We start from the raw sequence: 22,541 nt of genomic DNA, 5'->3' as shown, positions 1-22,541 counted from the left end.
CTTAGAGCGTATACTTGATAACTAATTCGTATAACGAAAGGAGTCGTAATGAAAAAAACGGTATCGATTTTTATGTTAATTGTCCTAGCCATAATAAGCCTAAGTGCTTGTTCTAAATCTAAGGAGAATACACAACCTGCAAACGGAATAATAATGATTGGAGACGAACAATATACATTACCAATTTTTACACGTTACAAAGAAAATATAAAAGAAAAAGAGGTATTTGAAGTAAAAACAGGCAGCATGGGTGAAAATAAAGTACTAATTATAGATGAATCTACAGCTCAAGCTATGATTAAAGATAAAATTTTTCGGACTAATGATGTAAATAACAGCTTAGATTATATTTCAATAAAAAAATTACCAACCATTCCTAAAGGCCATTCGTTAGTATTTACACATGAAGATCAAGAACATATAGAAAGTATAGACTTAAATGACAAAACAATACCAGTTCAATATGAAAGTAATGCTTGGATTGGAAACTCTCGTGACTACAAATCTCAATGGTATCTTATCGTTGCAAGAAATGACGTATATAAAGAAATACAAGCGAATAAAACAAAATTACAACTTATTCACTTGAAAAAATCATTAGGCTACGAAAAGCCTAAAATGTCAACAGACAATACATTAGTGAATGAATATTTAAAGATGAAAAGACAAGTCAAAGATTTTCATAAATTAATATCGGTCAAATTTGTTACTTTTTAGGATGAGGGTTAAAAAGAAAAGGAAATTGTCAACAAAACTTTATCAACTATGTAATATTCCGTAATTAATAGACAATTCAGATAAGATAGTTTACAGTATCTTTAAGTTAATAATTGTGATAGAGAATTGGAGATCCACACTATATAGCCATTGCTAATTGCGTTGGTATATCTTTGTGGATCTTTTTTTCTATTACATAAAGAAAGGAGCGAAATGAAAACGCTTTATTGGGGAGGTATAGAATAAGAAAAGGGGATGTAAAATGAAAAGATTACTTTTGGGATTTTTAATTTTATGTTTTATCGCTTCGAGTGTAATTATTCCAGTACCAACACATGCGGAAGAAGGAAAGAAAAATAACAATCCTATTATTTTGGTACATGGCTTTACAGGGTGGGGAAGAGATGAATTATTGGGCGTAAAGTATTGGGGGGGTGTACATGATATTCAAGAGAATTTAAAGAGAGATGGATACAGTGTACATACCGCTGCTGTTGGACCGTTATCAAGTAACTGGGATCGTGCTTGTGAGTTATATGCTGAAATTAATGGGGGAACAGTAGATTATGGAGCGGCTCACGCTGAGAAACATGGACATGATCGATATGGGAGAACATATACAGGGTTTGTCCGAAATTGGAGTGAGACAAATAAGGTTCATTTAGTAGGACATAGTATGGGTGGTCAAACGATACGTGCACTTGTTCAAATATTAAAAGAAGGAAATCAAGAAGAGAGGGATTATGCAAAACAGCATGTAGATGTGAAGGTGTCTCCGTTGTTCCAGGGCGGAAAATCATATGTTCATAGTGTAACGGCATTGGCAACACCTCACAACGGGACAACCCTTGCAGATGGAAGTTTACTTCTACCAGCTGTAAAGCAATTACTCGTCGCAACTGCTGGAATCGGAGAAAATAACAATCTATCACTATACGACTTTAAATTGGATCAATGGGGAATTAAAAAGAAAGCTGGGGAGTCATTTTATCAATATTCAAACCGTGTCTTAAATAGTTCCATTTTGAAGGATACGAAAGATATAAGTCAATGGGATTTAAGTACAGATGGAGCGAAGGAATTAAATGACTGGGTAAAAGCGCAACCAGATGTATATTATTTCTCTTACAGCGGACATGCAACACAAGCCGCACCTATAACAGGGATCCATTTTCCGCACATTACAATGAATAAGACACTAATGGGAAATGCAATTTTCTTAGGGGCATATGCAAGATACGAACAGAATCGTCCATTCATCGATTCATCTTGGTGGCAAAATGATGGTGTAGTGAATACAAGTTCAATGGTGGGACCATCAACTGATACGATTATAAATAATAATGACACACCAGAGCTTGGAAAATGGAACCATATTGAGACAAAACAAAACTGGGATCACCTTGATATGGTTGGACTAAGTGTTTCGGACTCATTAGGGTTTTCTGATATTAATGCTTTTTACCGAACAATCGCTGAAAAGTTATCCAATTTACCAAAATAAAGTAAAACTGTAATCATTGGGGGTCTTACTGTCCACGAATAGCGGGGGGACTGAATTCCTATTTATATCGAAATATAAAAACTCTCTCAGATTATTCTGAGGGAGTTTTTACTTCGTGAATTGTATTGTACTTTCGAAGTATAATGGAGTTAACATTAAAATAGCATGATAGTCCGAGGTGATGATATGAGAGTTAACGTGGTGATATCTGGATATGGAACTGTTGGAAAAGAGTTTGTAAGATTGGTATTTGAGAAAGCTTCATATATAAAAGAGATGTACGGCATCGAACTTGTTTTTACTGGAATTATTGGGAGTACAGTCAATCTTTATAATGACAAAGGTTTACATATTAAAGAATTATTAACTTATGGTACTGGTTCTCATGTATTAGAGAAGTATACCAAACACTATCCACTTGATAAAAGTGAAAAGCTTCCTTTTGGTACTGTATTAATTGAATCGACACCAACTAATCTTCAAACTGGTGAACCAGGAAGAACATACATTGAAACAGCGATTGAAAACCATATGGATGTAGTAGCTATTTCGAAAGGAGCACTTGTTAACGCATGGAAAGAAATAAAAGAAAAGGCAAAACTCGCAAACGTACGTATCTGTTATAGCGGCGCAACTGCTGCTGCACTCCCTACATTAGATATTGGACAATTCAGTTTAGCAGGATGTCAAATTGAAAGTATAGAAGGTATTTTAAATGGAACAACAAATTATATTCTTACAAAAATGTATGAAGAAGATGTAACATTCCAGGAAGCATTGCATCAAGCGCAGCACAAAGGGATAGCTGAAACAAACCCCTCATTAGATGTAAGTGGAATGGATAGTGCATGTAAACTTTTATTATTGGCAAATAGTTTGCTGCAAGCAGAATGTTCATTGAATTGTATATCTATAAAAGGTATAGAGGATGTTACAAAACAAGATATAGAGAAAGCAAAAGAACAAGGTAAATCTCTAAAACTAATTGCAACAGCATATAAAGATCATTCAGGAAATCTTAAACTTGAAGTATGCCCGCGTGAAATAGAGAAAGGGCATCCATTGGCTCATGTAAATGGAACAGAAAAAGGAATCACTTTTCATACTGATACGATGGGGAAAGTTACTTCAACCGGAGGAGCTTCAAGCCCAAGAGGAGCAGCGGCAGCGGCTTTGAAAGATTTAATTAATTTGTATCGAAAAGATGTATGATGAAAAAATATAGTCTTCAATTAAAATGAAAAAGATAACAATCAACTTGACAAATAAATATTTTCATGTTATAATTTAAATTTTAACATTTGACAGTGAACCCTTAGGGTGATACATTTTAGTAAGAGAAATAACTTCACTAATTTATGTATCGAGGGGGACGTGTAGTATGAAAATAGAAAACGGTCTAGCGGTTTTGAAATTGAAAATTCAAGGATTTGAATTAAATCCAACATTACTTTGGGATGAAAAGAAGCTCTATTAGTCGATACTGGTATGCCAGGTCAATTAGAAGGGATTCGCGATGCAATGATTGGTATTGGTGTGCCTTTTGAACAATTACAAGCAATTATTTTAACTCATCAAGATATAGACCATATTGGAAGTCTTCCTGAAATACAGCAGAAGGCAGATCATTCTATTGAAGTGTACGCCCATGGATTAGACAAACCTTATATTGAAGGACAGTTACCCCTTATTAAAGGAGATCCAAATAAAATGAGTGAAGAAAAATGGGCGGCACTTCCAGATGTTGTGCAAGCTTTATATAAAAATCCTCCAACAGCAAAAGTAAATCAAACCTTAGAAGATGGACAAAGACTTCCATTTCTCGGAGGCATTGAAGTGATTCATACACCAGGACATACTCCGGGGCATATTAGTTTATATAGTGAAAAGTATAAGACATCAATTGCAGGTGACGCGATCGTATGTGTAGAAGGAAAACTAAAAGGGCCAGTTCCACATACGACACCAGATATGGAAACAGCTACAGAATCACTTAGAAGATTTTTAGAGTTTGATATTGAGAGGATAATTTGTTATCACGGTGGTGTTTGTGATTTGAATGTGAAGGAGCAGATTGAAACATTAGTAAGAAAAGAAAAGTAATGTTGTTATGCAAACTCGTATTTTATCCAGTATAAATTGCCCATAAAAGCCCGACTGGTAAGGGATGATGAAGAATACCCCATTTTATAAAGTTTTACTTTATGAAGTTCGAACGTTCAAATTATATTTGATAGTTATATGGATTATGTTATGATAAGTATCAAAGTTAAATAGTTTATTTCTATCCACTAGGGGGGCCTTTTATAGGCTGAGATCAAAGAATATTTTTGAAACTCTTAGGACCTGATCTGGGTAATACCAGCGTAGGGAAGTGGAAGTGACAGAAGATGATATTTTTAAAATATTGATGATGTCCAGTCCGCTTTCTTTACGTGTTTGTAAAGAAAGCTTTTTTATTTTTGTGCACCTATTTGAAGTAAATCTCTGTAGTCTAGTTGTTAACGAGCGATTCGTTAAGAAATCTGTTTCATTTTTATTATTAAAATGTTTATTGGAGGGCCTTTCATGTCATTTTCACAGTTAGTACGTAAAGAAGTTAATCCAATTTGGGAAGCAAGTTTTAATCATCCATTTGTAACAAAACTAGGAGACGGCACATTAGATTTAGCTAGTTTCCGCTATTACGTTTTGCAAGATTCATATTATTTAAGTCATTTTGCAAGAATCCAATCGTTAGGAGCAGCAAAAGCTATTGAATTAGAAACAACAGCCCGTATGGCGCACCATGCACAAAATACATATCAAGCGGAATTATCACTGCATGAGAATTTCGCTAAAAAACTAGGAATTACGAAAGAAGAAAAAGAATCGTTCATTCCTGCACCGACGGCTTATGCGTATACATCACATATGTATCGCGCTGCATATGATGGGCATATCGGGGATGTTATCGCAGTAATTTTGCCTTGCTATTGGCTTTATTATGAAATTGGTGAGCGACTCAAGGAATGTCAACCTGAAGAACCAATTTACCAAGAATGGATTTCCGCATATGGCTCTGATTGGTTCCGTACTTTAGTAGAAGAGCAAATTGCTAGATTAGATGCCATTGCTGAAACAGTAACAGAAGCTGATCGTAAGCGAATGAAACAGCATTTTGTAATTAGCAGTCAATATGAGTATTCATTTTGGGAGATGGCTTACACATTAGAAAAGTGGCCAGTGGAAGAACAAGTAGAAGATGTAAGTTTATAATGAAAAGATATGTCTCTCATCAAGCATGCGAGAGTATAGAAAATGACTAACTTAGTTTAGTCATTTTTTTTACAAAATAATAATATCTATATTCTATGTTTTAGGAAAATTAATTTTAGTGATTAATTGATTACATATTATAAAAAAATTACACAATAAAAAAGAGGGAGAAGATGGTTTTTATTGAATTTTGTTTATAATTCCTTTTTAACTTGTTAGAGGGTAATCGTAAAGAAGATTATTAATCTTTTTGACACTTTTTATTCCACTTACAATAATTGGGGTGTTCTATTAAAAAAATTTAATTTTGGAAAGGGATCAATAAATATGAAAACAAGAAAACGAATAGGAAATAATTTTTTACTCGTTAGTGCAATTTGTGTGATAAGTATTCCTTCTGTTTCATATGCGGAGGAAGTAATTTCACCTAAAAATTTCGTGAGTCCTTCAAGTTTGTATGAGGGGAGGAATATGGATGTATTGAAAACAAGTTTTTATGCCAATACATATAATAATCCGTTCAACCACCAATTTATTTCGACATTAAAGGAAACAAACACAAATATAAAAGAAATAGACAATGTTGATGATGAAAATCCTGTTATATCTACTACTCTTACATTTATTCGTGATATGCATGCTGAAAATTATAAATCTGCATTTGATTTAACTTCTCGATCTTTACAGAAGATAATATCTGAAAAATGGCTGGAGAGTTATTGGAAGGGACTCCCAGTACAATTACAAGCAGGTTCTTTTATTGGAATTGGAGAGGTAAAACAAAAAGAGACAAATTCCGTTCATGCAAATGTAGAGATTGGATTAGTTTTTGAACAATTTACTGTGCCTTTACTAATTAAATTAGATCCATCTGGAAAAATAGATGATTTTCAATTTAGCATGTCGTTTAGTCCTGTCGCAGAACGTCCATCATATAGTAAGCCTGAATCATTTGTTGAAAAAGAAGTAGTAGTCGGAAGTGGCGCGTTTCCATTACCAGGAACATTGTCTGTTCCAAAGGGAAATGGTCCTTTCCCAGTGGTTATCCTTGTTCAAGGATCTGGAGCAAGCGATCAAGATGAAACTGCATTTGCTTTAAAACCATTTCGCGATTTAGCTGAAGGTCTTGCTTCAAAAGGAATTGCCGTCCTTCGCTATAATAAACGAACCTATGAACATGGATTGAAGACGCAATTTAGTCCTTTTTATACAGTTGATAAAGAGACAACGGACGATGCACTTCTTGCCACTCGTTTTCTTCAAAATGAACCTATGATAGACAAGAATCAAATTTATATTCTTGGTCATAGTCAAGGTGGAATGATGGTTCCGCAAATGATCGAAAAAGACCAAAATCAAAATATTGCTGGGGCGATTGTAATGGGAGGACCAGCTCGTACAATCCAAGATGTTGTTTTAGATCAATTTGATTATCTTTTTTCTATTGGAAGAATGAAACCTGAAGAATATAAATTTTACAAAGAGCAATTTAAATTATTAAATGATCCTAACTTCTCTAGTCAGAATCCTCCAAAAGATTTTTATTTAGGATCACCTGTATTTTGGGATTCTATTCGTAAAATTAAGGCAGCGGAAATGTCCAAAGAACAAAAGACACCTCTTCTTATTATTCAGGGAGAAAGAGACTATCAAGTTCAATCAAAAATCGAAATTCCTCTTTGGAAAGAACAATTAAAAGAGCGAGATAACGTAGATTATCGACTATATCCAAAGTTAAATCACTTCTTTACAGAAGGTGATGGGGAATTAAGTAAACCGGATGAATATAATAGTCCTACCAATATCCCTGAGTATGTTATAAATGACATTGCTACTTGGGTGCAAGGAAGAGCCAAATGAAAATAGGGACATTATCATTTAATAACGATTTGTTACATTTAAGATAAAATCATTTTTCATTGTGAAACACATATAATCATAGTATGATGTAAGCAACTATAAAGAACGGAGGGATTTACCTAATGGCATTTTTCAGATTCCGATTTCATACTTTGAGCCGCTAATTGAAGGCTCTGCCTGTGTGCAGGGTAATCGGGATTGGTCTGCCTATTTTTAAGGTAACCCCTATTTGGGTGATACGCAAAAAGAGAGCGGAGCAAAACTGCGCTCTTTTTGGTGTCTTTACAAATATAATAAATAATGTCATATGATTCATAATCGCTTCTATTTTTCTGATGAGGTGTTTTAAGTGATAAGGTGTGACTCATAAAATATTTCATTTTATCCAAAGACCATTCATAAGACTGAGAAGATCATTATTTTAAAAGGGGATTTTTTCAGTTTATTTGTGATAAATTATTCCGTTTACTCAAAGTACAGGTAATCAGCTTATGTTTTTTGTGCTTATATGAAGAATTTTAAAGGGGTGTTTAAAGATGACAAATGCAAATGAACAGAAAAGTATAGAAGAAATTTTAAAAATCGCTGAAAAAAATGGTTTACCATTGAATAAAGAAAGCGCTGAATTAAATGAATCAGGAATGGACTTTCAAGTTGTATTTGCTACTGATGAGAAGGGCGCTTCATGGGTTCTTCGGAAACCGAGAAGACCTGATGTCATTGAAAGAGGGGCATTAGAAGGGAAAATACTTGAGCTTGTTCAAAAATATGTACCTGTTGCAGTACCAAATTGGAAAATCAACACATCAGAATTAATTGCTTATCCATTAGTAAAGGGGAATCCTGCTGCTGTTATTGATTTAGAAATACAAAATTATGTGTGGCACATTCAAAATAATCCCCCTTCTATGACGTTTATTCGATCGTTAGCCGAATCACTTGTTGCGTTGCATTCAATTAATCATGTTGAGGCTACTAAACATGGACTTGAAGTTCTTCAACCTGCTGAAGCAAAGCGATTGTTAGTAGATAGAATGCATCAAATAAAATCACAACTTGGTGTTTCAGCCGAACTATGGGAGCGTTGGCAAAAATGGCTTACGGATGAATCGTATTGGCCAAAGTACTCTGCATTTGTTCATGGTGATCTACATCCACCGCATATTTTAGTTGATGAAAATACCAAAGTAACAGGCCTGCTAGATTGGACAGAGGCGAAAGTGACAGATCCCGCTACTGACTTTACTCTGTATCTCACAATCTTTGGAGAGGACAATTTGAAAGTATTATTAAACGAATATGAAAAAGCAGGAGGAAAAGTTTGGCCGAGAATGCTTGAACATATTATCGAACTTGGCGCTGCTTATCCGGTCATGATTGGATTGTTTGCACTACAGACAAAGGAAGAGGCACATATGGAGATGGCGCGTGGGGCTTTGGGAGTGAATGAGAAATAATAAATTCTATTGTGTAAAGCGGCTGTGTTGTGAGGGGGGGGATAATCATATAAAAAGGTATATCCAAGTTGTTGAGCTCTTGTCCATCACACGTTTGAAGATGCGAAAGTCCGTTAAATATACAATAGGATAATTTGATAATCCCGCTAATTTACAAATAGCGGGATTTGTCATTTCTTTATACAAATCTAGATCTCTATTGTCAATTATAGTTTTGTTTTTTTGTTTACTTTTTGGTACAAGTAGGATTAAGATGTTTTTTAGGAATGTTATTATTTGCATGCATATACACTATAATTTGGTGGAAGTGAGGAATACGCTAAAAAACAAAAAAATTGCTTTGTTATATAGAAGAAAGATAGAAAACTGAAAGGGATGAGAGTTTTGAAGAAACTTGATGTGCTTTTAATGGTACTCAGCTTCCTGTTCCCCATTGCAGGTATTATGAAAAAAATTCCTCTTGAATTGTCATTTTATTTAGGAGGACTATTGTTTTTCACGAGTTTTGGAAGCTATTATGCAAAACGAATGTATTCACGAATATGTAGTTGGCTCGCTTACACTATATTTATCACGTTCTTGCTCGCAATTTGGAATCAATACGTAACAACTAGTTCTTTACTAGCAAACGCAAAAATCGCTGCATGTATTGCGGTAATTCCATTATTATTCCGGTTCCGCACCTATGCAATTACCTTAGGGTTACTGGCATTATGGGGTGGCTTATTATGGGATATTAAACAAGCCAAATCATTAGTCGTTCTTGGACGTATTATGAACTTATTGACTTCAGAACGACTGTATTTACTTTTGCTAGTAGTTGGATTTTTACTTGGTGGATTGTTTGCCAACATGCTAAAGCGTGGTAGTATCAATGAAAAACAAGAAAAAACAAATCTATTCAAACAAAAAAAGAAACGAATTAAACCGAATTTTAAAATTCGTATTCCGAGTTTACCAAGATTGAAAGTGAAGATGCCAAAGTTTAGTAGAAAATCTTCTAACTCAAAAGAAACACGTACGTATGAACCAAATCGTGAAGAAAAGACAGCAACGTATCATACAACGCAAACAGAGCAGCAACATCATGAAGTTGAAACAATGCAAGGACAAACAAGGATGGAACGACGAAGAAATCGTTATAATGCATAGAGGATGTTTTTATACCAATATTTGAACCCGCAACGCCCCTGTATACAATTCGATGGGGTATTGCGGGTTTTCACTTTAATATATTAAACATCTTAATTATTGGAAATTTTCACGTAGAAGAGAATATATGATTAATGATAAGAAGAGAATACTATGAGAAAATTAAGTAATATGGCCATTGCAAGTATTATAGTTTCTGTAGGTTTAGGAATGACAATTTACTATATACAAAAAGCTGAAAATAAACCTGTAGAAGGGAAGCTACAAGCAATATATGAAATTGCACTGAATTTAGAAGGGATTAAAGAGGAGATATTAGATGAGCAAAGAGAAAAACAAATAGAAATCAGTAACGAAATAAAGAAAAAGATTGAAGATATAAAAATAGAACATATAATTTCATCTAATGATCTAAAATAGCATCTTCACTTAGGAAATTCAACCCAGTGAAAGGAATTAAATAAATATGCAACTTAACCAATGTACACGCCTGCTAATTACAAGTAAAACTTAATGACTTTATATTCAATTGTTTTTATACGGTATCAGAATATCAAGATTGAAGATTAAATAACATTACAAATGGCGGTATTGTGAACAATTTAGAAATAGATTGCTAATTGTTGTTTGGTTGAATATTCTTAATCTTAAAAGAAACACATTGATGGAGGTGTTAATATTGCTCATTATCATCACTATATCAGCATGTCTCTTAGTATGTATTAGTTTATTACATGTTTACTGGGCATTTGGCGAGAAATGGGGAATAAAGGCAGCGATTCCAACTGAGTCAGGAGAAAAAGCTTTTACTCCTGGAACTGGTATGACATTATTAGTTGCGCTATTACTATGTATAGCAGCGTGACTTTTATTATTACAGGCAAATGTTGTTTCCTCTTTTATTCCACATGTCATCGTTCAAATCGGTTCTTGGATTTGTATGTTTGTATTTGGATTAAGAGTGGTTGGAGAATTCAATTACTTTGGCATATTTAAAAGAAAAAAAGATACATATTTTGCGAAAATGGATACAATGTTGTTTATTCCATTGTGTGCTTTTTTATCTTTTTCATTTCTCCTAGCAATTATTAGATGAAAAGAATAGCATGCGTCTCATTATATGTTACACTATAAATTACATTATTTTAGAAACGAATAGAGGGAAGTACATGATAGATAATTTAAGTAAAGTAATCGATAATATGCCAGAAGATGAAGCAAAATCATTACTCCGCTGCATCTTAATTCAACTTGATTTAATGGAAACAGAGCCAAGCGAAGATAGAATGGACATTTTAACAGAAATCCCAAAACAACTCATTGAATCACAAAAACCTAAGCTACATATTAAAGAGAGTAAACATGTACATATTACATTTGGTGACTCGCCAGCTGGGTGTATTAAACATATGCTGAAACAAGCTAATTTAACAGAAGACTATGTTATTCTTTTCTCCGATGCGTTCTCTATCGGCCCAATTCATCAATTGAAGTTAGAAGCTGGACAAGTAGCTCGCCAGCAATGGCTATCTAGAAGTTTAAACTCTTATGATCTTTATTTTGAAGAAGAATATTTATTAACATTCAGACAATCAATGAAAGAATTACAGTCTATTCCTCAAGATATACCAATTACAATTTGGAAAGCTGATAATGCACATGAACATGTGGGCCTTTGTTTTGTCCTTGCACATTTACAAGATCGAGATAATATTCGTGTAATTAACACATCTGAAGCATATAGAGAACTGTTCCCAGAAGGCTATGATATACGCGGGACAGGAGGGTTATCTTCAGAGAAACTAGCAGTTATTTATGAAAAGTACGGAAAAGATTCATCACTGGCTAATGAAGCACGAAAAACTTTTGAACAAGAATGGGAATTACTCTCTGAAACTACGGATTTATTACGAATTTGGAATGAAAACCAAGTTCAATCCGTACAAGAAGATTATTTCGATTCTTTCATTATTGAATGTGCAGAAAGATTAGAAACAACAAGATCTTTCTGTAAGGCACCAAGATTAGTAGGAGAAGTTCTTGGGCATATTGAGCAAGTAATTGGAGATGTTTTTCTTGAATATCGCTTGCGTACATTAATCCAGCAAGGTGTATTTGAAATGGAAGGTACATTAAAAGCAATGCGCTATTATAGCGTTAAGTTGAAGAAGAGGAACCGTTAGGAAAGTACGGTTTTACAGTGTCCATTTTAAAAAGCCCAATTTCTCAGCATTAAAGTTGAAAAATTGGGCTTTTTTGTTCGGAAAAGGAAATGAGAACACCTCTATTGTTTTACAGTTATTTCAAAATAGAATCTCTCAACTTCTATTTTGGGCTATATAAATAAGCTTCCCATAGGAGCAATACAACATATGATTGGATAAAGTAATTAATCATAAGAGGTGAGTTTTTTAATGTATAATCAACCAACGTATTTTCCATATGTAGATTATAATCAAACAGCATATTATAACCCACAAACTTCTGGTTATGAAACATCTGATGAACTAAGAGATGTGGAGCTTGAAGAATATAGACCTGATGATGCGGAAGATGCTCCGACGTCACCACCGCCATCACAAGTACCATCTTTACCATCAACATTCGCCACTCCTGCACAAAGTAGTAATATGAAATCATGGATGTGTAATTGTTTAGGCAGATGGGGATATTTACGATTGCATCGACCAGGACCATTCGGAAGAGATTTATGGTTTTTCCCAACTGAAGTGAGAAGAAATGGAGTATCGGGATATACTTGGCAAGCCGGACGTCGCCGGAAAGTAAGTTACCGATACCAGCAAATTAGTAATTTCATGTGCTTTGCTTAGTGATAAAACAAAATGTAGGAAAGAAACACTAATAGGCGATAAGAAGAAAATATCTTCTTATCGTTTGTTTTTTGAAATGAATTATTTTTCAATATATAAAGTAAGATCGCAATGAAAAATTTACAATTTTCCCACTATTCATGAGTTATAATTCATATGTTGAAGTGCTTTTTACAAATAGATGAGAGTGAGGGAATGCAATGTTTTTTAAAAACAAAGTTGGCCTCAAAATAGAAGATGGTATTCAGTTAGCCTCTGCAGGTTTTAAAGAAGATGCTTATGAAATTTATAAAGAATCACGCGCATCACAACCAATTTTGTTCGTATATAAGAGTGAACTGTGGACAGAATGGCTTATTACAAGATATGAAGATGCATTACCACTTTTAAAAGATTCTCGCTTAAAGAAAAATCCAGAAAATGTATTTTCTCAAGAAAGATTAAAACCATTTCTTTCTCTTGAAAATAGTGACCGCTTAACGAAACATATGTTAAATTCAGATCCACCTGATCATAGTCGTTTACGAGCACTAGTTCAAAAGGCTTTTACTCCTAAAATGATTTCACAATTAGATGAACGTATTCAGAATATCGCGGATACTTTATTAGACCGTGTAGAATATAAGCATTCCCTAAATCTTGTTAATGACTACGCCTTTCCATTACCAATCAATGTAATTAGTGAAATGCTTGGCGTTCCAAAAGATGATCAAGAAAGATTTAGAATATGGTCTCATGCGGTAATTGCTTCCCCTGAAACACCAGAGGAAATAAAGGAAAATGAAGAAAAACTATCCGAGTTTATTACATATCTTCAATATTTAGTGGATGTAAAAAGGAAAGAGCCGAAAGAAGACTTAGTTAGTGGATTAATTCAGGTGGAAAGCGAAGGAAGTAAATTAAGTGCACCAGAACTTTATTCAATGATTATGTTACTTATTGTCGCAGGACATGAAACGACTGTGAATCTTATAACCAATACGGTATTAGCATTGTTAGAAAATCCAGATCAACTGCAGTTATTAAAAGAAAAGCCCCAACTTATTGATTCAGCGATTGAAGAAGGATTACGTTATTATTCTCCCGTTGAAATTACGACGGCACGTTGGGCAACTGAACCTTTTATGATTCATGATCAAGAGATTCAAAAAGGGGATATGGTAATCATTTCACTAGCGTCGGCAAATCGTGATGAGAATGTCTTTGTGAATCCGGACGTTTTTGATATTACGAGGGAAAATAACCGCCACATTGCATTTGGACATGGAAGTCATTTTTGTTTAGGAGCCCCGCTTGCTCGTTTAGAAGCAAAAATTGCAATTGCCACATTGTTAAAACGTATACCTAAAATCCAAATAAAAGGGGAACGCGAAAAAATTAAATGGCAAGGCAATTATTTAATGCGTTCTTTAGAGGAATTGCCGTTAACTTTCTAGAATAGGTATTTGAGACGTGCATACATTGTATTTCGTTCACATAGAGTATGTATGTGTCATTTAAAATCGAAACGGAAGGGTGAAGACATCCCAATGATCAACTAATTCTATTTTTTAAGAAATCTTCGTTATAAAACGAAATATTCTTCTGAATAGGATTAGTATGTACATTTTTATATGTAAAAGGGATGTATTTTCGCACTGCGAATAAACTGACTTTTATAATATGATGATGGTGCTGCCTCCTATTCAGAATGTAGAATAGGGGGCTTTATTATGTCTATGAATATAGAAGCTAAACAAAAAAGTAATATATCTGTAGTACTAAAAAATCGATTTGTGCAAGCAATTATTGCTTCAGCATTATTTCTCCAGATAGGAATTTGGATCCGAAACTTTGCGGTACTGCTGTATGTAATGGAAATGACCAATGGTGATGCGTTTGCCATTTCAATGATTTCAGTTGCTGAATTTGCGCCGATTTTTATCTTTTCATTTATAGGAGGAACGTTTGCAGATAGGTGGAAGCCAAAAAGGACGATGATTTGGTGTGAAGCCTTAAGTTCGTTATCAGTATTTGCAGTATTGTTTACACTTATGTTTGGTACTTGGAAGGTAGTATTTTTCGTTACACTTATCTCTGCAATTCTTTCGCAATTTTCACAGCCTTCAGGTATGAAATTATTTAAACAACATCTATCTACAGAAGAAGTACAGTTGGCTATGTCATTATATCAAACCATTTTTGCGATTTTCATGGTATTAGGTCCTATACTTGGCACGTTTATATTTCAAGCCTTCGGAATTTACACTTCTATTATTGTGACAGGAATTGCTTTTTTATTTGCGGCTTTAGTCTTGCTATTTCTTCCAAGAGATATTGAAGAACAAGAAGAAAAGAAAAAAGTTAGCTTATTGCAAGAGATGGTGGATGGAATTAAATATGTAAAGGCAAAGAAGACACTAACATTACTCGGAATTTGTTTTATGGCAGCAGGATTAGGGATTGGTCTGATTCAGCCACTAGGTATTTTTATCGTAACTGAACAATTAGGTTTATCAAAAGAAAGTTTACAATGGCTACTCACTGTAAATGGAGCCGGAATGATTATTGGAGGAGCGTTAGCGATGGTATTTGCCAAAAATGTTGCTCCGCAAAAGATGTTAATTTTAGGCATGTTTGCACAGGCCGTTGGCATTGGTATCATCGGATTTTCTACAAATTTATGGATTACACTCATTGCTCAGTTTTTCAGCGGTCTAGCACTTCCTTGTATCCAAATTGGAATAAATACGCTTATTATTCAAAACTCGGATACAGACTTTATCGGACGAGTAAATGGGATTTTAAGTCCTTTATTTACGGGTTCGATGGTATTAACGATGAGTATTGCCGGTTCATTAAAAGAAGTATTTTCACTTAGCACAATGTATGAAGGAACAGCATTACTATTTATTATTGGTTCATTATTTATTTTGCCAATATATAATTTGAAACCAGTAGTAGGAACTTCAAATGAAGGTGGTGCTGTCCAGCATGAATCCTAATTCAAATGTGCAATATCCGATTGAAGGAAATAAGAGTGTTCATTTCATTAAAAATACAATAACAAAACCAAATATTATTGTTGGAGATTATTCTTATTATGATTCAAAAAATGAAGAAACATTCGAAGATCAAGTGCTATACCATTATGAATTTTTTGGAGACCGATTGGTTATGGGAAAATTCTGCTGCGTAGCACCTGGAGTTACATGTATTATGAATGGCGCAAACCATAAAATGAATGGATTTTCAGCGTATCCATTTAATATTTTCGGTCATGGCTGGGAGAAATTCACACCTACACTTTCTGATTTACCGTTTAAAGGAGATACGGTTATCGGAAATGATGTATGGATTGGTATGGATGCGACGATTATGCCCGGAGTGAAGATAGGGGACGGAGCAATTATTGCTGCTAAAGCGGTTATAACAAAAGACGTTCCACCATATACAATTGTTGGTGGTAATCCTGCTACTGAGATAAAAAAGAGATTTTCAAATGATGTAATAAATGAATTGTTAGAAATAAAGTGGTGGGACTTGGACATTAAGATTATTTCTAAAAATATTGATGTAATTGTAAGTGGGAATATGGAAGCGTTGAAAAAATTAGCAGACGCTTCAGTGTGAAAAATATGAAAAAAGGAGGGCTCCATTACGAAAGATGAGTCCTCCTTTTTTCATTCGCTTTATCAATTTTATAAACAAAACCACCGTCACACCATAAGTCGTAACAAAATGTTTCTGGCTTAGCTAGAAGAGTTCGGGAGCGTTCAACCCATTTAAAAATATCTGAATTCGTTGAATTTGTTGCACTTTGTAAGATGTTTTGAAGAGATTCTATATTATATGTATTTCCGCGAGTTCGAATAGCATCTCCAACTAATAGATATAAACAGTGAAGAAAAAAAGTTTGATTGGGACAATTTGTATCACTTGCAATACTCAGTATAATTTCTGCTGCATTATCGCATATCGATAAGTCCCAGTCTTGCTCAGGGAAAACAGCATGTTCTGTATAAGCCCATTCAATAATTTCTTGTGTTGTAGGGTTCCACGGATCTTTCATTATACAATCTCCTTTATCATTTCTTAAATAATAAGTTAATTATATAATAGAGAAAAAGTTTAAGGAAAATGTTTTTCTTGTCCAATTTTTCATGATAATTAGCAAGCGTAGTATCAATACAAAGAAAAAAATAGAAGTATCGTACCTCTCAAATTTGTTAATGATAAAAGGATAAGGAGGTGTGATACTTATGGCACAAGATGTTTTATGTGAAGTAAACAACTGCAAATATTGGGGTAACGGAAACAAATGTAATGCAGATGCAATTTATGTAGTAAGTCATAAAGGTAACCAAGCATCTACAACAGAAGAAACGGATTGCAAAACATTTATTCCTGAAGCTTAAACGATAAAGGGTAACCGCACCGGGTTGCCCTTTTATTAATTATATTATTGATAATAAATTTCATTTTCATTCACTATATTTGCTTTTTTGTCATTTTTTATATTTTTTTCATAAGAGAAGTAATCCAAGCTAGCTCATGTTCAATACATGATTTTCTATGTTGTATGACCTCAGAAATAAAAAGTGAAGTTTCAGCTAGGGATTGAATAGAGGTTAATTGTGTATATAGCACATTTTGACGAGTCGTTAAAACTTCTTTACGAGCTTCGTAATCCAATTTCTCAAACAGTGCAACACGTACAAGAAATTCAGCAGCATTAGCAGCTAGTTTCTCTGGAAACTCTCGCATCATTTCATAAAAGATTTCTTCACCTGTAGGAGTTAATGCGTAAATGTTACGGTTTGGTTTACCTATTTGTTGATGAATCTTTTTTGTAATTGCTCCCATATCTTCAAAACGCCGAAGGGCAGGATAGAGCATGTTATGATTCAATTCAAAATTTTCTCCAAGACGATTTTGAATGTTTTTCTTTATTTCATAACCATACTTTGGTCCAGAAGTTAATTCTGCGAGTAGTAAAATATCAACATACATATGTATCCTCCTAATTTTTTCTCAAGTTTATATCCGTAAATATCCCCTGTATATATGTTAAAATAACATATGTTAGTCTATACATCTTTGAACTGCCTACCTATTACTTTATTTTAAAAGAAAAGGGAGGAAAGAACTATGAATTCGCCTGAAAATGTAATTTTGGTTCATGAAATTTCAAAGCTCAAAACAAAAGAAGAGCTGTGGAACCCTTATGAGTGGTATAAGCATATGAGGGAAAATCATCCGGTCTATTATGATGCGGAGCAGGATGTATGGAATGTTTTTTTATATAATGATGTGAACCGTGTTTTATCTGATTATCGCCTATTTTCAAGCAGAAGAGATCGTCGTCAATTTTCCGTTCCGCCTTTAGACACAAGAGTAAATTTAAACTCTTCTGATCCTCCAGAGCATCGAAATGTTCGCTCAATTGTTTCAAAGGCATTTACCCCAAGAAGTCTTCAGCAGTGGAAGCCACAGATACAAGCAATTGCAAATGAACTTGTGAAAGATATGAATAATTATGATGAAATTGATATTGTAGAGCAGTTTGCTGCAATTCTACCTGTAACCGTTATTTCTGATTTATTAGGTGTTCCAACAACAGATAGAAAAAAAATTAAGATGTGGTCAGATATTTTGTTTATGCCATATAGTAAAGAGAAGTTTAGCGATTTAGATAAGCAGAAAGAAGTTGCTTTACATGAATTTAAATCTTATCTTCTCCCGATTGTTCAAGAGAAACGATACCATTTGAAAGAAGATATTATTTCAGACCTGATCAGAGCAGAGTATGAGGGAGAAAGATTGACTGATGAGGAAATTGTGACATTTTCATTAGGGCTTTTAGCCGCAGGGAATGAAACCACTACAAACCTTATTATTAATAGCTTTTATTGCTTTTTAGTAGATGCACCTAAGGTATACAAAGAGTTAAGCGAAAGTCCAGAGCTGATTCCTAAAGCGATAGAAGAGGTACTACGTTATCGTTTCCCTGTTACATTAGCCCGTACTATAACGGAAGATACAACAATATTTGGACCAAAAATGAAAAAAGGACAAATGATTGTTACGTGGATAAGCGCTGCCAATTTAGATGAAAATAAATTTTCACAAGCAGATTGCTTTGATTTACATCGACCTGGAAATGAAAAACATTTAACATTTGGCAAAGGGCCTCACTTTTGTTTAGGCGCACCACTTGCTCGTTTAGAAGCTGAAGTTGCATTAACTACGTTTATTAGGAATTTTAAAAAGCTAGAACTTTCACCATCCTTTCATTTAGAGAACTGTATATTAGAGAATGAACAAACGTTAAAGCGGTTTCCTATCCTTTTAAAGAAATGAAGCATATTAAAAAATGAAAACCCCTATTCTAAGTAGGGGTTTTCATTTTTTTAATATGTTTTTTTAACAAACTAAAAAATATTTCTTGACCTGAAACGCTTTTCATAAATTATAACTAAGTTGTGTTTGACAAAGTGAATATGGAAACGATACCTAATTTGTGTATTTATCCCGCTATTTGTGAATAGGAAGCCATCCACCTTTAATCTTAGTGGAAGGAACTGGAGGAATCAACTGCCTGTAAAATCTTGATTAGTGAAGACGAATATTTAGTGGGCTCCACTGATTTAAGTTTCACTTTATACAAGCATGTTTATTTATAGAAAGTGGTGACGGAACAATGAAACTAATTACAATCGATTTAGATGGAACTCTTCTTTCAAGAAATAAAATGATTAGTAAAGAAAATGCAGAAGCTATTCAAAAATGCCAGGAGCAGGGGCATGTAGTAGCGATTTGTACAGGACGTTCTCTCGTAGATATTGAACGTTTACTACTGGAAGCTGATTTACAATGTCCTATTATTGCAGAAAACGGTGCTCTTATTTATGTGGATCAAAAAATGATGAAGAGATACCCTATTCAAAATACACATGCCTTTGAAATTGTTGAATATCTTGAACAAAATCGGATGTATTATCAACTGTATACAGATCGAGGAGTATACGTTCCGGCATATGGTGAAGAAAGTGTGAATCATGAAATAGAATGGATAAAAAGGTCAAATAAAGATATTGATCAGCAAGAGCTTGAAGTCATCGCAGCATTGTATCTTGAACATACAGCATTTCATATCACAGAAAGTTGTAAATCGATATTAGAAGAAGAGATTTATGTGCATAAGCTTTTACCATTCTCCTATAATGAAGAGAAATTACAAAAATTAAAAATGCATTTTCAACATAATACAGAGCTAGCAATTACTGCTTCGTATTGGCATAATTTAGAGATTAATCATTGTGACGCTCAAAAGGGGAATGGTTTATATACTTTAGCAGAACATCTTAATATTCCGGTGGTAAATACTGTTGCAATAGGTGATGGGCTAAATGACATTTCTATGATGGAAAAGGCACATATATCTATCGCAATGGGAAATGCAGTGGACGAAATCAAACGGATTTGTCACTATGAAACATTATCGAATGAAGAACATGGAGTTGCACATGCTCTTTATCAATATGTCATGGTAAAAAAATAAAAAAGAATCCATCAAGGATTCTTTTTTATTTTTTATTAGGGGTAAGGTATTCTATGAGATACATAGAATACCTTATTGCATTTTATTATATAGAATATATTGGAATAATTGTATATGATTCACAAATAATTTGTGAATAATTTGTGAATATTTAGATCATTACATATTTATATTAATAAGATTATATATCATTTCAAATAATTTTTGATTGAAAAATAAAATTTATTTGAATAATTATGCTCTTTCTATATACCTATAAGAACATTATTCGTATAATGGAGAGGCGTGAGTAAAAATTGGTATTAAATTTACATATAGAGGTGGAAAGAGAATGAATGCGCGGCTATTGGAACTCATTGATGTGAACACAATAGAAACCATGGCAGAACAATTTTATAAATTAACAAACATTTCACATCAACTTCTTGATCAAAATATGGAATGTGTTTTTTCATTTGGTATGAATCAAGAAGAAAATATACAACTTACAAAAATTGAAATCCCTATCTTTTTACATGAGCAACACCTTGGATCATTTATTGTTTGTGCAATTAAAAATGACATCCGTACTTGTTATAAATACTTCGAAATGCTTTCAAATCTCATTGTAGATGGTGCAATGAATAAACTTCAAAACCAAACAAAAAATATACATTTACTTTCTCAAAAAGAAGAACAGCTACATACAATCTTACAAAATATGCCCATTATGGTCGATGCTCTTGATAAAAATGGGAATTTTATATTATGGAATCGTGAATGCGAGCTCGTAACAGGCTATGCTGCAGAAGAAATCGTTGGAAATCCCAAAGCACTTGAACTGTTATATCCTGATGAAAGTTATCGCAGACAACTTCAAAAGAAATTTTCGATTCGCGGAAAAAGTTTTCGAGATTGGGAAATGAATTTAACATGCAAAAATGGGGAAATAAAAACAATCATGTGGTCAAATATTTCGGAGCAGTTCCCAGTACCTGGTTATAGTTATTGGGCAGTTGGAGTTGATATTACTCATCGAAAAGGAATTGAAGAGCAATTAAAACAGCAAACTTCTGAGTTAGAGCTTATTTTTAAAGCATTACCGGATTTGTGTTTCTTAACTGAGGCTGATGGAACAATTATAGACTATAAAGCAGGTTCACCAGCTAAGTTTTACGTACCTGCAGAATCCTTTATGGGGAAGAAATTTTATGAAGTCTTGCCATCACCTGTAGCACAACAATTTCAAGAAGCAATTCATCAAGTACAACAAAAGGAATCGACAGTTATTGTTGAATATCCGTTAACACTTAAAGGAAGTGTTAGTTTCTTTGAAGCTAGATGTTTACCACTCTTACAAGATAAGATTATGATAATCGTTCGAGATATTACCGAGCGGAAAAAGACTGAGGAGTTATTGAATAAATCTGATACACTTGCAGCAATTGGACAGTTAGCTGCCGGGGTAGCACATGAAGTTAGAAATCCATTAACCGTAATCAAAGGGTTTATTCAATTATTTCAAATTAACCAAGAAGATCAAGATAAATATTTTGATCTTATGCTATCAGAAATCGAAAGAATTGAAGCTATACTTCATGAGTTTTTATCGATTGCAAAAACTGATGTCATTTCAACTGAAAAGAAAAACCTCTGCTCGATATTAAAAAATGTCGTTTCATTAATCAACACGAAGGCAATCATGACAAATATTCAAATTGATCTGCATATAGAATCAAAAGAATTAATGATTGATTGCTGCGAAAATCAATTAAAACAAGTTTTTATTAATATTTTACAAAACTCAATTGAAGCAATGCCAAATGGAGGGGAAATCTCTATTTATGTAAAAAAATCAGAGCGTGAAGAAGTTACGATTAATATGGTTGATGAGGGCGTAGGAATTCCTGAAGAAAGAATTAAAAGACTTGGTGAACCTTTTTATAGTACGAAAGAGAAAGGAACTGGGATTGGACTAATGCTCAGTTATAAAATTATTGAAAGTCATCAAGGAAGAATTAGTATTATGAGTGAGGTAGGAATAGGAACATCAGTTACAATCTATTTACCAATGTTTCAAAGTGAGCAAGTTACTTCTTGTGCAGCAATGTTACCTATAACAGGGGCTTTATGAGGATATTACTTTCCGGTTCATATAATAATAGAGTTAAAAAGCTATCTTATGATTTGTAAGATAGCTTTTGTTATATATTAATTTATTTTGAGAGTTAAAGAGTTCT

Annotated in this window: 19 protein-coding genes, 2 pseudogenes and 1 riboswitch; of the genes and pseudogenes, 19 read left to right on the top strand and 2 right to left on the bottom strand. The window is 33.8% G+C overall.

Annotated features, from left to right (window positions below):
- The first annotated feature begins 48 nt into the window (after nt 1-48).
- From C568_RS0101520 to C568_RS0101450, 15 genes and pseudogenes are all read left to right on the top strand, one after another.
- Nucleotides 49-717 (top strand): lipoprotein BA_5634 family protein, encoded by a 669-nt coding sequence (locus tag C568_RS0101520; RefSeq protein ID WP_018780573.1) that lies wholly within the window; start codon nt 49-51, stop codon nt 715-717.
- Nucleotides 718-979: 262 nt separating this feature from the next.
- Complete coding sequence (locus tag C568_RS0101515; protein ID WP_018780572.1) at nt 980-2,221, top strand: esterase/lipase family protein; 1,242 nt, start codon at nt 980-982, stop codon at nt 2,219-2,221.
- Between the two features lie 186 nt (nt 2,222-2,407).
- A complete protein-coding gene (locus C568_RS0101510) occupies nt 2,408-3,433 on the top strand; it encodes a homoserine dehydrogenase (RefSeq protein ID WP_018780571.1) in 1,026 nt (341 codons plus the stop codon).
- A 169-nt stretch (nt 3,434-3,602) separates the two neighbouring features.
- Nucleotides 3,603-4,324, top strand: a pseudogene (locus C568_RS31680) (MBL fold metallo-hydrolase).
- 180 nt (nt 4,325-4,504) lie between these two features.
- Nucleotides 4,505-4,611: riboswitch (TPP riboswitch) on the top strand.
- A gap of 178 nt (nt 4,612-4,789) precedes the next feature.
- The gene (gene tenA / locus C568_RS0101500; protein WP_018780568.1) at nt 4,790-5,479 is read left to right on the top strand and encodes a thiaminase II; all 690 of its coding nucleotides are present in this window, start codon (nt 4,790-4,792) and stop codon (nt 5,477-5,479) included.
- Between the two features lie 327 nt (nt 5,480-5,806).
- Nucleotides 5,807-7,339 (top strand): alpha/beta hydrolase, encoded by a 1,533-nt coding sequence (locus tag C568_RS0101495; protein ID WP_018780567.1) that lies wholly within the window; start codon nt 5,807-5,809, stop codon nt 7,337-7,339.
- Nucleotides 7,340-7,875: 536 nt separating this feature from the next.
- On the top strand, nt 7,876-8,796 hold the full coding sequence (locus tag C568_RS0101490; protein ID WP_018780566.1) for a macrolide 2'-phosphotransferase: 921 nt from the start codon (nt 7,876-7,878) through the stop codon (nt 8,794-8,796).
- Nucleotides 8,797-9,180: 384 nt separating this feature from the next.
- Nucleotides 9,181-9,948, top strand: a complete 768-nt coding sequence (locus C568_RS0101485; RefSeq protein ID WP_018780565.1) for a DUF3959 family protein — start codon at nt 9,181-9,183, stop codon at nt 9,946-9,948.
- Nucleotides 9,949-10,119: 171 nt separating this feature from the next.
- Nucleotides 10,120-10,368, top strand: coding sequence for a hypothetical protein (locus C568_RS0101480; RefSeq protein ID WP_186372058.1), 249 nt, complete (start codon nt 10,120-10,122; stop codon nt 10,366-10,368).
- A 259-nt stretch (nt 10,369-10,627) separates the two neighbouring features.
- A pseudogene (locus tag C568_RS31675) lies at nt 10,628-11,044 on the top strand (DUF3995 domain-containing protein).
- 73 nt (nt 11,045-11,117) lie between these two features.
- Nucleotides 11,118-12,131 (top strand): DUF1835 domain-containing protein, encoded by a 1,014-nt coding sequence (locus C568_RS0101470; RefSeq protein WP_018780562.1) that lies wholly within the window; start codon nt 11,118-11,120, stop codon nt 12,129-12,131.
- A gap of 231 nt (nt 12,132-12,362) precedes the next feature.
- A complete protein-coding gene (locus C568_RS0101465) occupies nt 12,363-12,779 on the top strand; it encodes a hypothetical protein (RefSeq protein WP_003204498.1) in 417 nt (138 codons plus the stop codon).
- A gap of 200 nt (nt 12,780-12,979) precedes the next feature.
- Nucleotides 12,980-14,215, top strand: coding sequence for a cytochrome P450 family protein (locus C568_RS0101460; RefSeq protein WP_018780561.1), 1,236 nt, complete (start codon nt 12,980-12,982; stop codon nt 14,213-14,215).
- A 276-nt stretch (nt 14,216-14,491) separates the two neighbouring features.
- The gene (locus C568_RS0101455) at nt 14,492-15,763 is read left to right on the top strand and encodes an MFS transporter (protein WP_018780560.1); all 1,272 of its coding nucleotides are present in this window, start codon (nt 14,492-14,494) and stop codon (nt 15,761-15,763) included.
- Entirely contained in the window at nt 15,753-16,391 is a 639-nt protein-coding gene (locus C568_RS0101450; RefSeq protein ID WP_018780559.1) for a Vat family streptogramin A O-acetyltransferase, read from the top strand. Before C568_RS0101455 ends, C568_RS0101450 begins: the two co-directional genes overlap by 11 nt.
- 25 nt (nt 16,392-16,416) lie before the next feature.
- Here the strand turns inward: C568_RS0101450 and C568_RS0101445 are convergent, their stop codons facing one another.
- A complete protein-coding gene (locus tag C568_RS0101445; protein WP_018780558.1) occupies nt 16,417-16,830 on the bottom strand; it encodes a hypothetical protein in 414 nt (137 codons plus the stop codon).
- A 190-nt stretch (nt 16,831-17,020) separates the two neighbouring features.
- Between C568_RS0101445 and C568_RS32470 the strand changes: the two genes are divergently transcribed.
- Nucleotides 17,021-17,176, top strand: a complete 156-nt coding sequence (locus C568_RS32470; protein WP_003204488.1) for a DUF1540 domain-containing protein — start codon at nt 17,021-17,023, stop codon at nt 17,174-17,176.
- A gap of 97 nt (nt 17,177-17,273) precedes the next feature.
- Here C568_RS32470 and C568_RS0101435 read toward each other — a convergent pair whose 3' ends face one another.
- Entirely contained in the window at nt 17,274-17,771 is a 498-nt protein-coding gene (locus C568_RS0101435; RefSeq protein ID WP_018780557.1) for a PadR family transcriptional regulator, read from the bottom strand.
- Nucleotides 17,772-17,909: 138 nt separating this feature from the next.
- Between C568_RS0101435 and C568_RS0101430 the strand changes: the two genes are divergently transcribed.
- The 3 genes from C568_RS0101430 (at nt 17,910) to C568_RS0101420 (ending at nt 22,435) form a co-directional block, all read left to right on the top strand.
- Nucleotides 17,910-19,121: a cytochrome P450 gene (locus C568_RS0101430; RefSeq protein ID WP_018765994.1), complete on the top strand. Its 1,212-nt coding sequence runs from the start codon at nt 17,910-17,912 to the stop codon at nt 19,119-19,121.
- Nucleotides 19,122-19,461: 340 nt separating this feature from the next.
- Complete coding sequence (locus tag C568_RS0101425) at nt 19,462-20,322, top strand: Cof-type HAD-IIB family hydrolase (RefSeq protein WP_018780556.1); 861 nt, start codon at nt 19,462-19,464, stop codon at nt 20,320-20,322.
- 331 nt (nt 20,323-20,653) lie between these two features.
- Entirely contained in the window at nt 20,654-22,435 is a 1,782-nt protein-coding gene (locus C568_RS0101420) for a PAS domain-containing sensor histidine kinase (RefSeq protein ID WP_018780555.1), read from the top strand.
- The last annotated feature ends 106 nt before the right edge of the window (nt 22,436-22,541 follow it).

Source organism: Bacillus sp. 95MFCvi2.1 (genome assembly GCF_000374965.1).
GTDB lineage: Bacteria > Bacillota > Bacilli > Bacillales > Bacillaceae_G > Bacillus_A > Bacillus_A pseudomycoides.
This window is presented reverse-complemented; position numbering and strand designations above follow the sequence as displayed.

What these genes read in the sequence shown, in the direction of transcription:
- C568_RS0101430 (WP_018765994.1), top strand. Translation starts at nt 17,910, where the DNA reads ATGAATTCGCCTGAAAATGTAATTTTGGTTCATGAAATTTCAAAGCTC.
- C568_RS0101495 (WP_018780567.1), top strand. Translation starts at nt 5,807, where the DNA reads ATGAAAACAAGAAAACGAATAGGAAATAATTTTTTACTCGTTAGTGCA.
- C568_RS32470 (WP_003204488.1), top strand. Translation starts at nt 17,021, where the DNA reads ATGGCACAAGATGTTTTATGTGAAGTAAACAACTGCAAATATTGGGGT.
- C568_RS0101490 (WP_018780566.1), top strand. Translation starts at nt 7,876, where the DNA reads ATGACAAATGCAAATGAACAGAAAAGTATAGAAGAAATTTTAAAAATC.
- C568_RS0101510 (WP_018780571.1), top strand. Translation starts at nt 2,408, where the DNA reads ATGAGAGTTAACGTGGTGATATCTGGATATGGAACTGTTGGAAAAGAG.
- C568_RS0101435 (WP_018780557.1), bottom strand. Translation starts at nt 17,771, where the DNA reads ATGTATGTTGATATTTTACTACTCGCAGAATTAACTTCTGGACCAAAG.
- C568_RS0101460 (WP_018780561.1), top strand. Translation starts at nt 12,980, where the DNA reads ATGTTTTTTAAAAACAAAGTTGGCCTCAAAATAGAAGATGGTATTCAG.
- C568_RS0101420 (WP_018780555.1), top strand. Translation starts at nt 20,654, where the DNA reads ATGAATGCGCGGCTATTGGAACTCATTGATGTGAACACAATAGAAACC.
- C568_RS0101520 (WP_018780573.1), top strand. Translation starts at nt 49, where the DNA reads ATGAAAAAAACGGTATCGATTTTTATGTTAATTGTCCTAGCCATAATA.
- C568_RS0101470 (WP_018780562.1), top strand. Translation starts at nt 11,118, where the DNA reads ATGATAGATAATTTAAGTAAAGTAATCGATAATATGCCAGAAGATGAA.
- C568_RS0101515 (WP_018780572.1), top strand. Translation starts at nt 980, where the DNA reads ATGAAAAGATTACTTTTGGGATTTTTAATTTTATGTTTTATCGCTTCG.
- C568_RS0101465 (WP_003204498.1), top strand. Translation starts at nt 12,363, where the DNA reads ATGTATAATCAACCAACGTATTTTCCATATGTAGATTATAATCAAACA.
- tenA (WP_018780568.1), top strand. Translation starts at nt 4,790, where the DNA reads ATGTCATTTTCACAGTTAGTACGTAAAGAAGTTAATCCAATTTGGGAA.
- C568_RS0101445 (WP_018780558.1), bottom strand. Translation starts at nt 16,830, where the DNA reads ATGAAAGATCCGTGGAACCCTACAACACAAGAAATTATTGAATGGGCT.
- C568_RS0101455 (WP_018780560.1), top strand. Translation starts at nt 14,492, where the DNA reads ATGTCTATGAATATAGAAGCTAAACAAAAAAGTAATATATCTGTAGTA.
- C568_RS0101450 (WP_018780559.1), top strand. Translation starts at nt 15,753, where the DNA reads ATGAATCCTAATTCAAATGTGCAATATCCGATTGAAGGAAATAAGAGT.
- C568_RS0101480 (WP_186372058.1), top strand. Translation starts at nt 10,120, where the DNA reads ATGGCCATTGCAAGTATTATAGTTTCTGTAGGTTTAGGAATGACAATT.
- C568_RS0101425 (WP_018780556.1), top strand. Translation starts at nt 19,462, where the DNA reads ATGAAACTAATTACAATCGATTTAGATGGAACTCTTCTTTCAAGAAAT.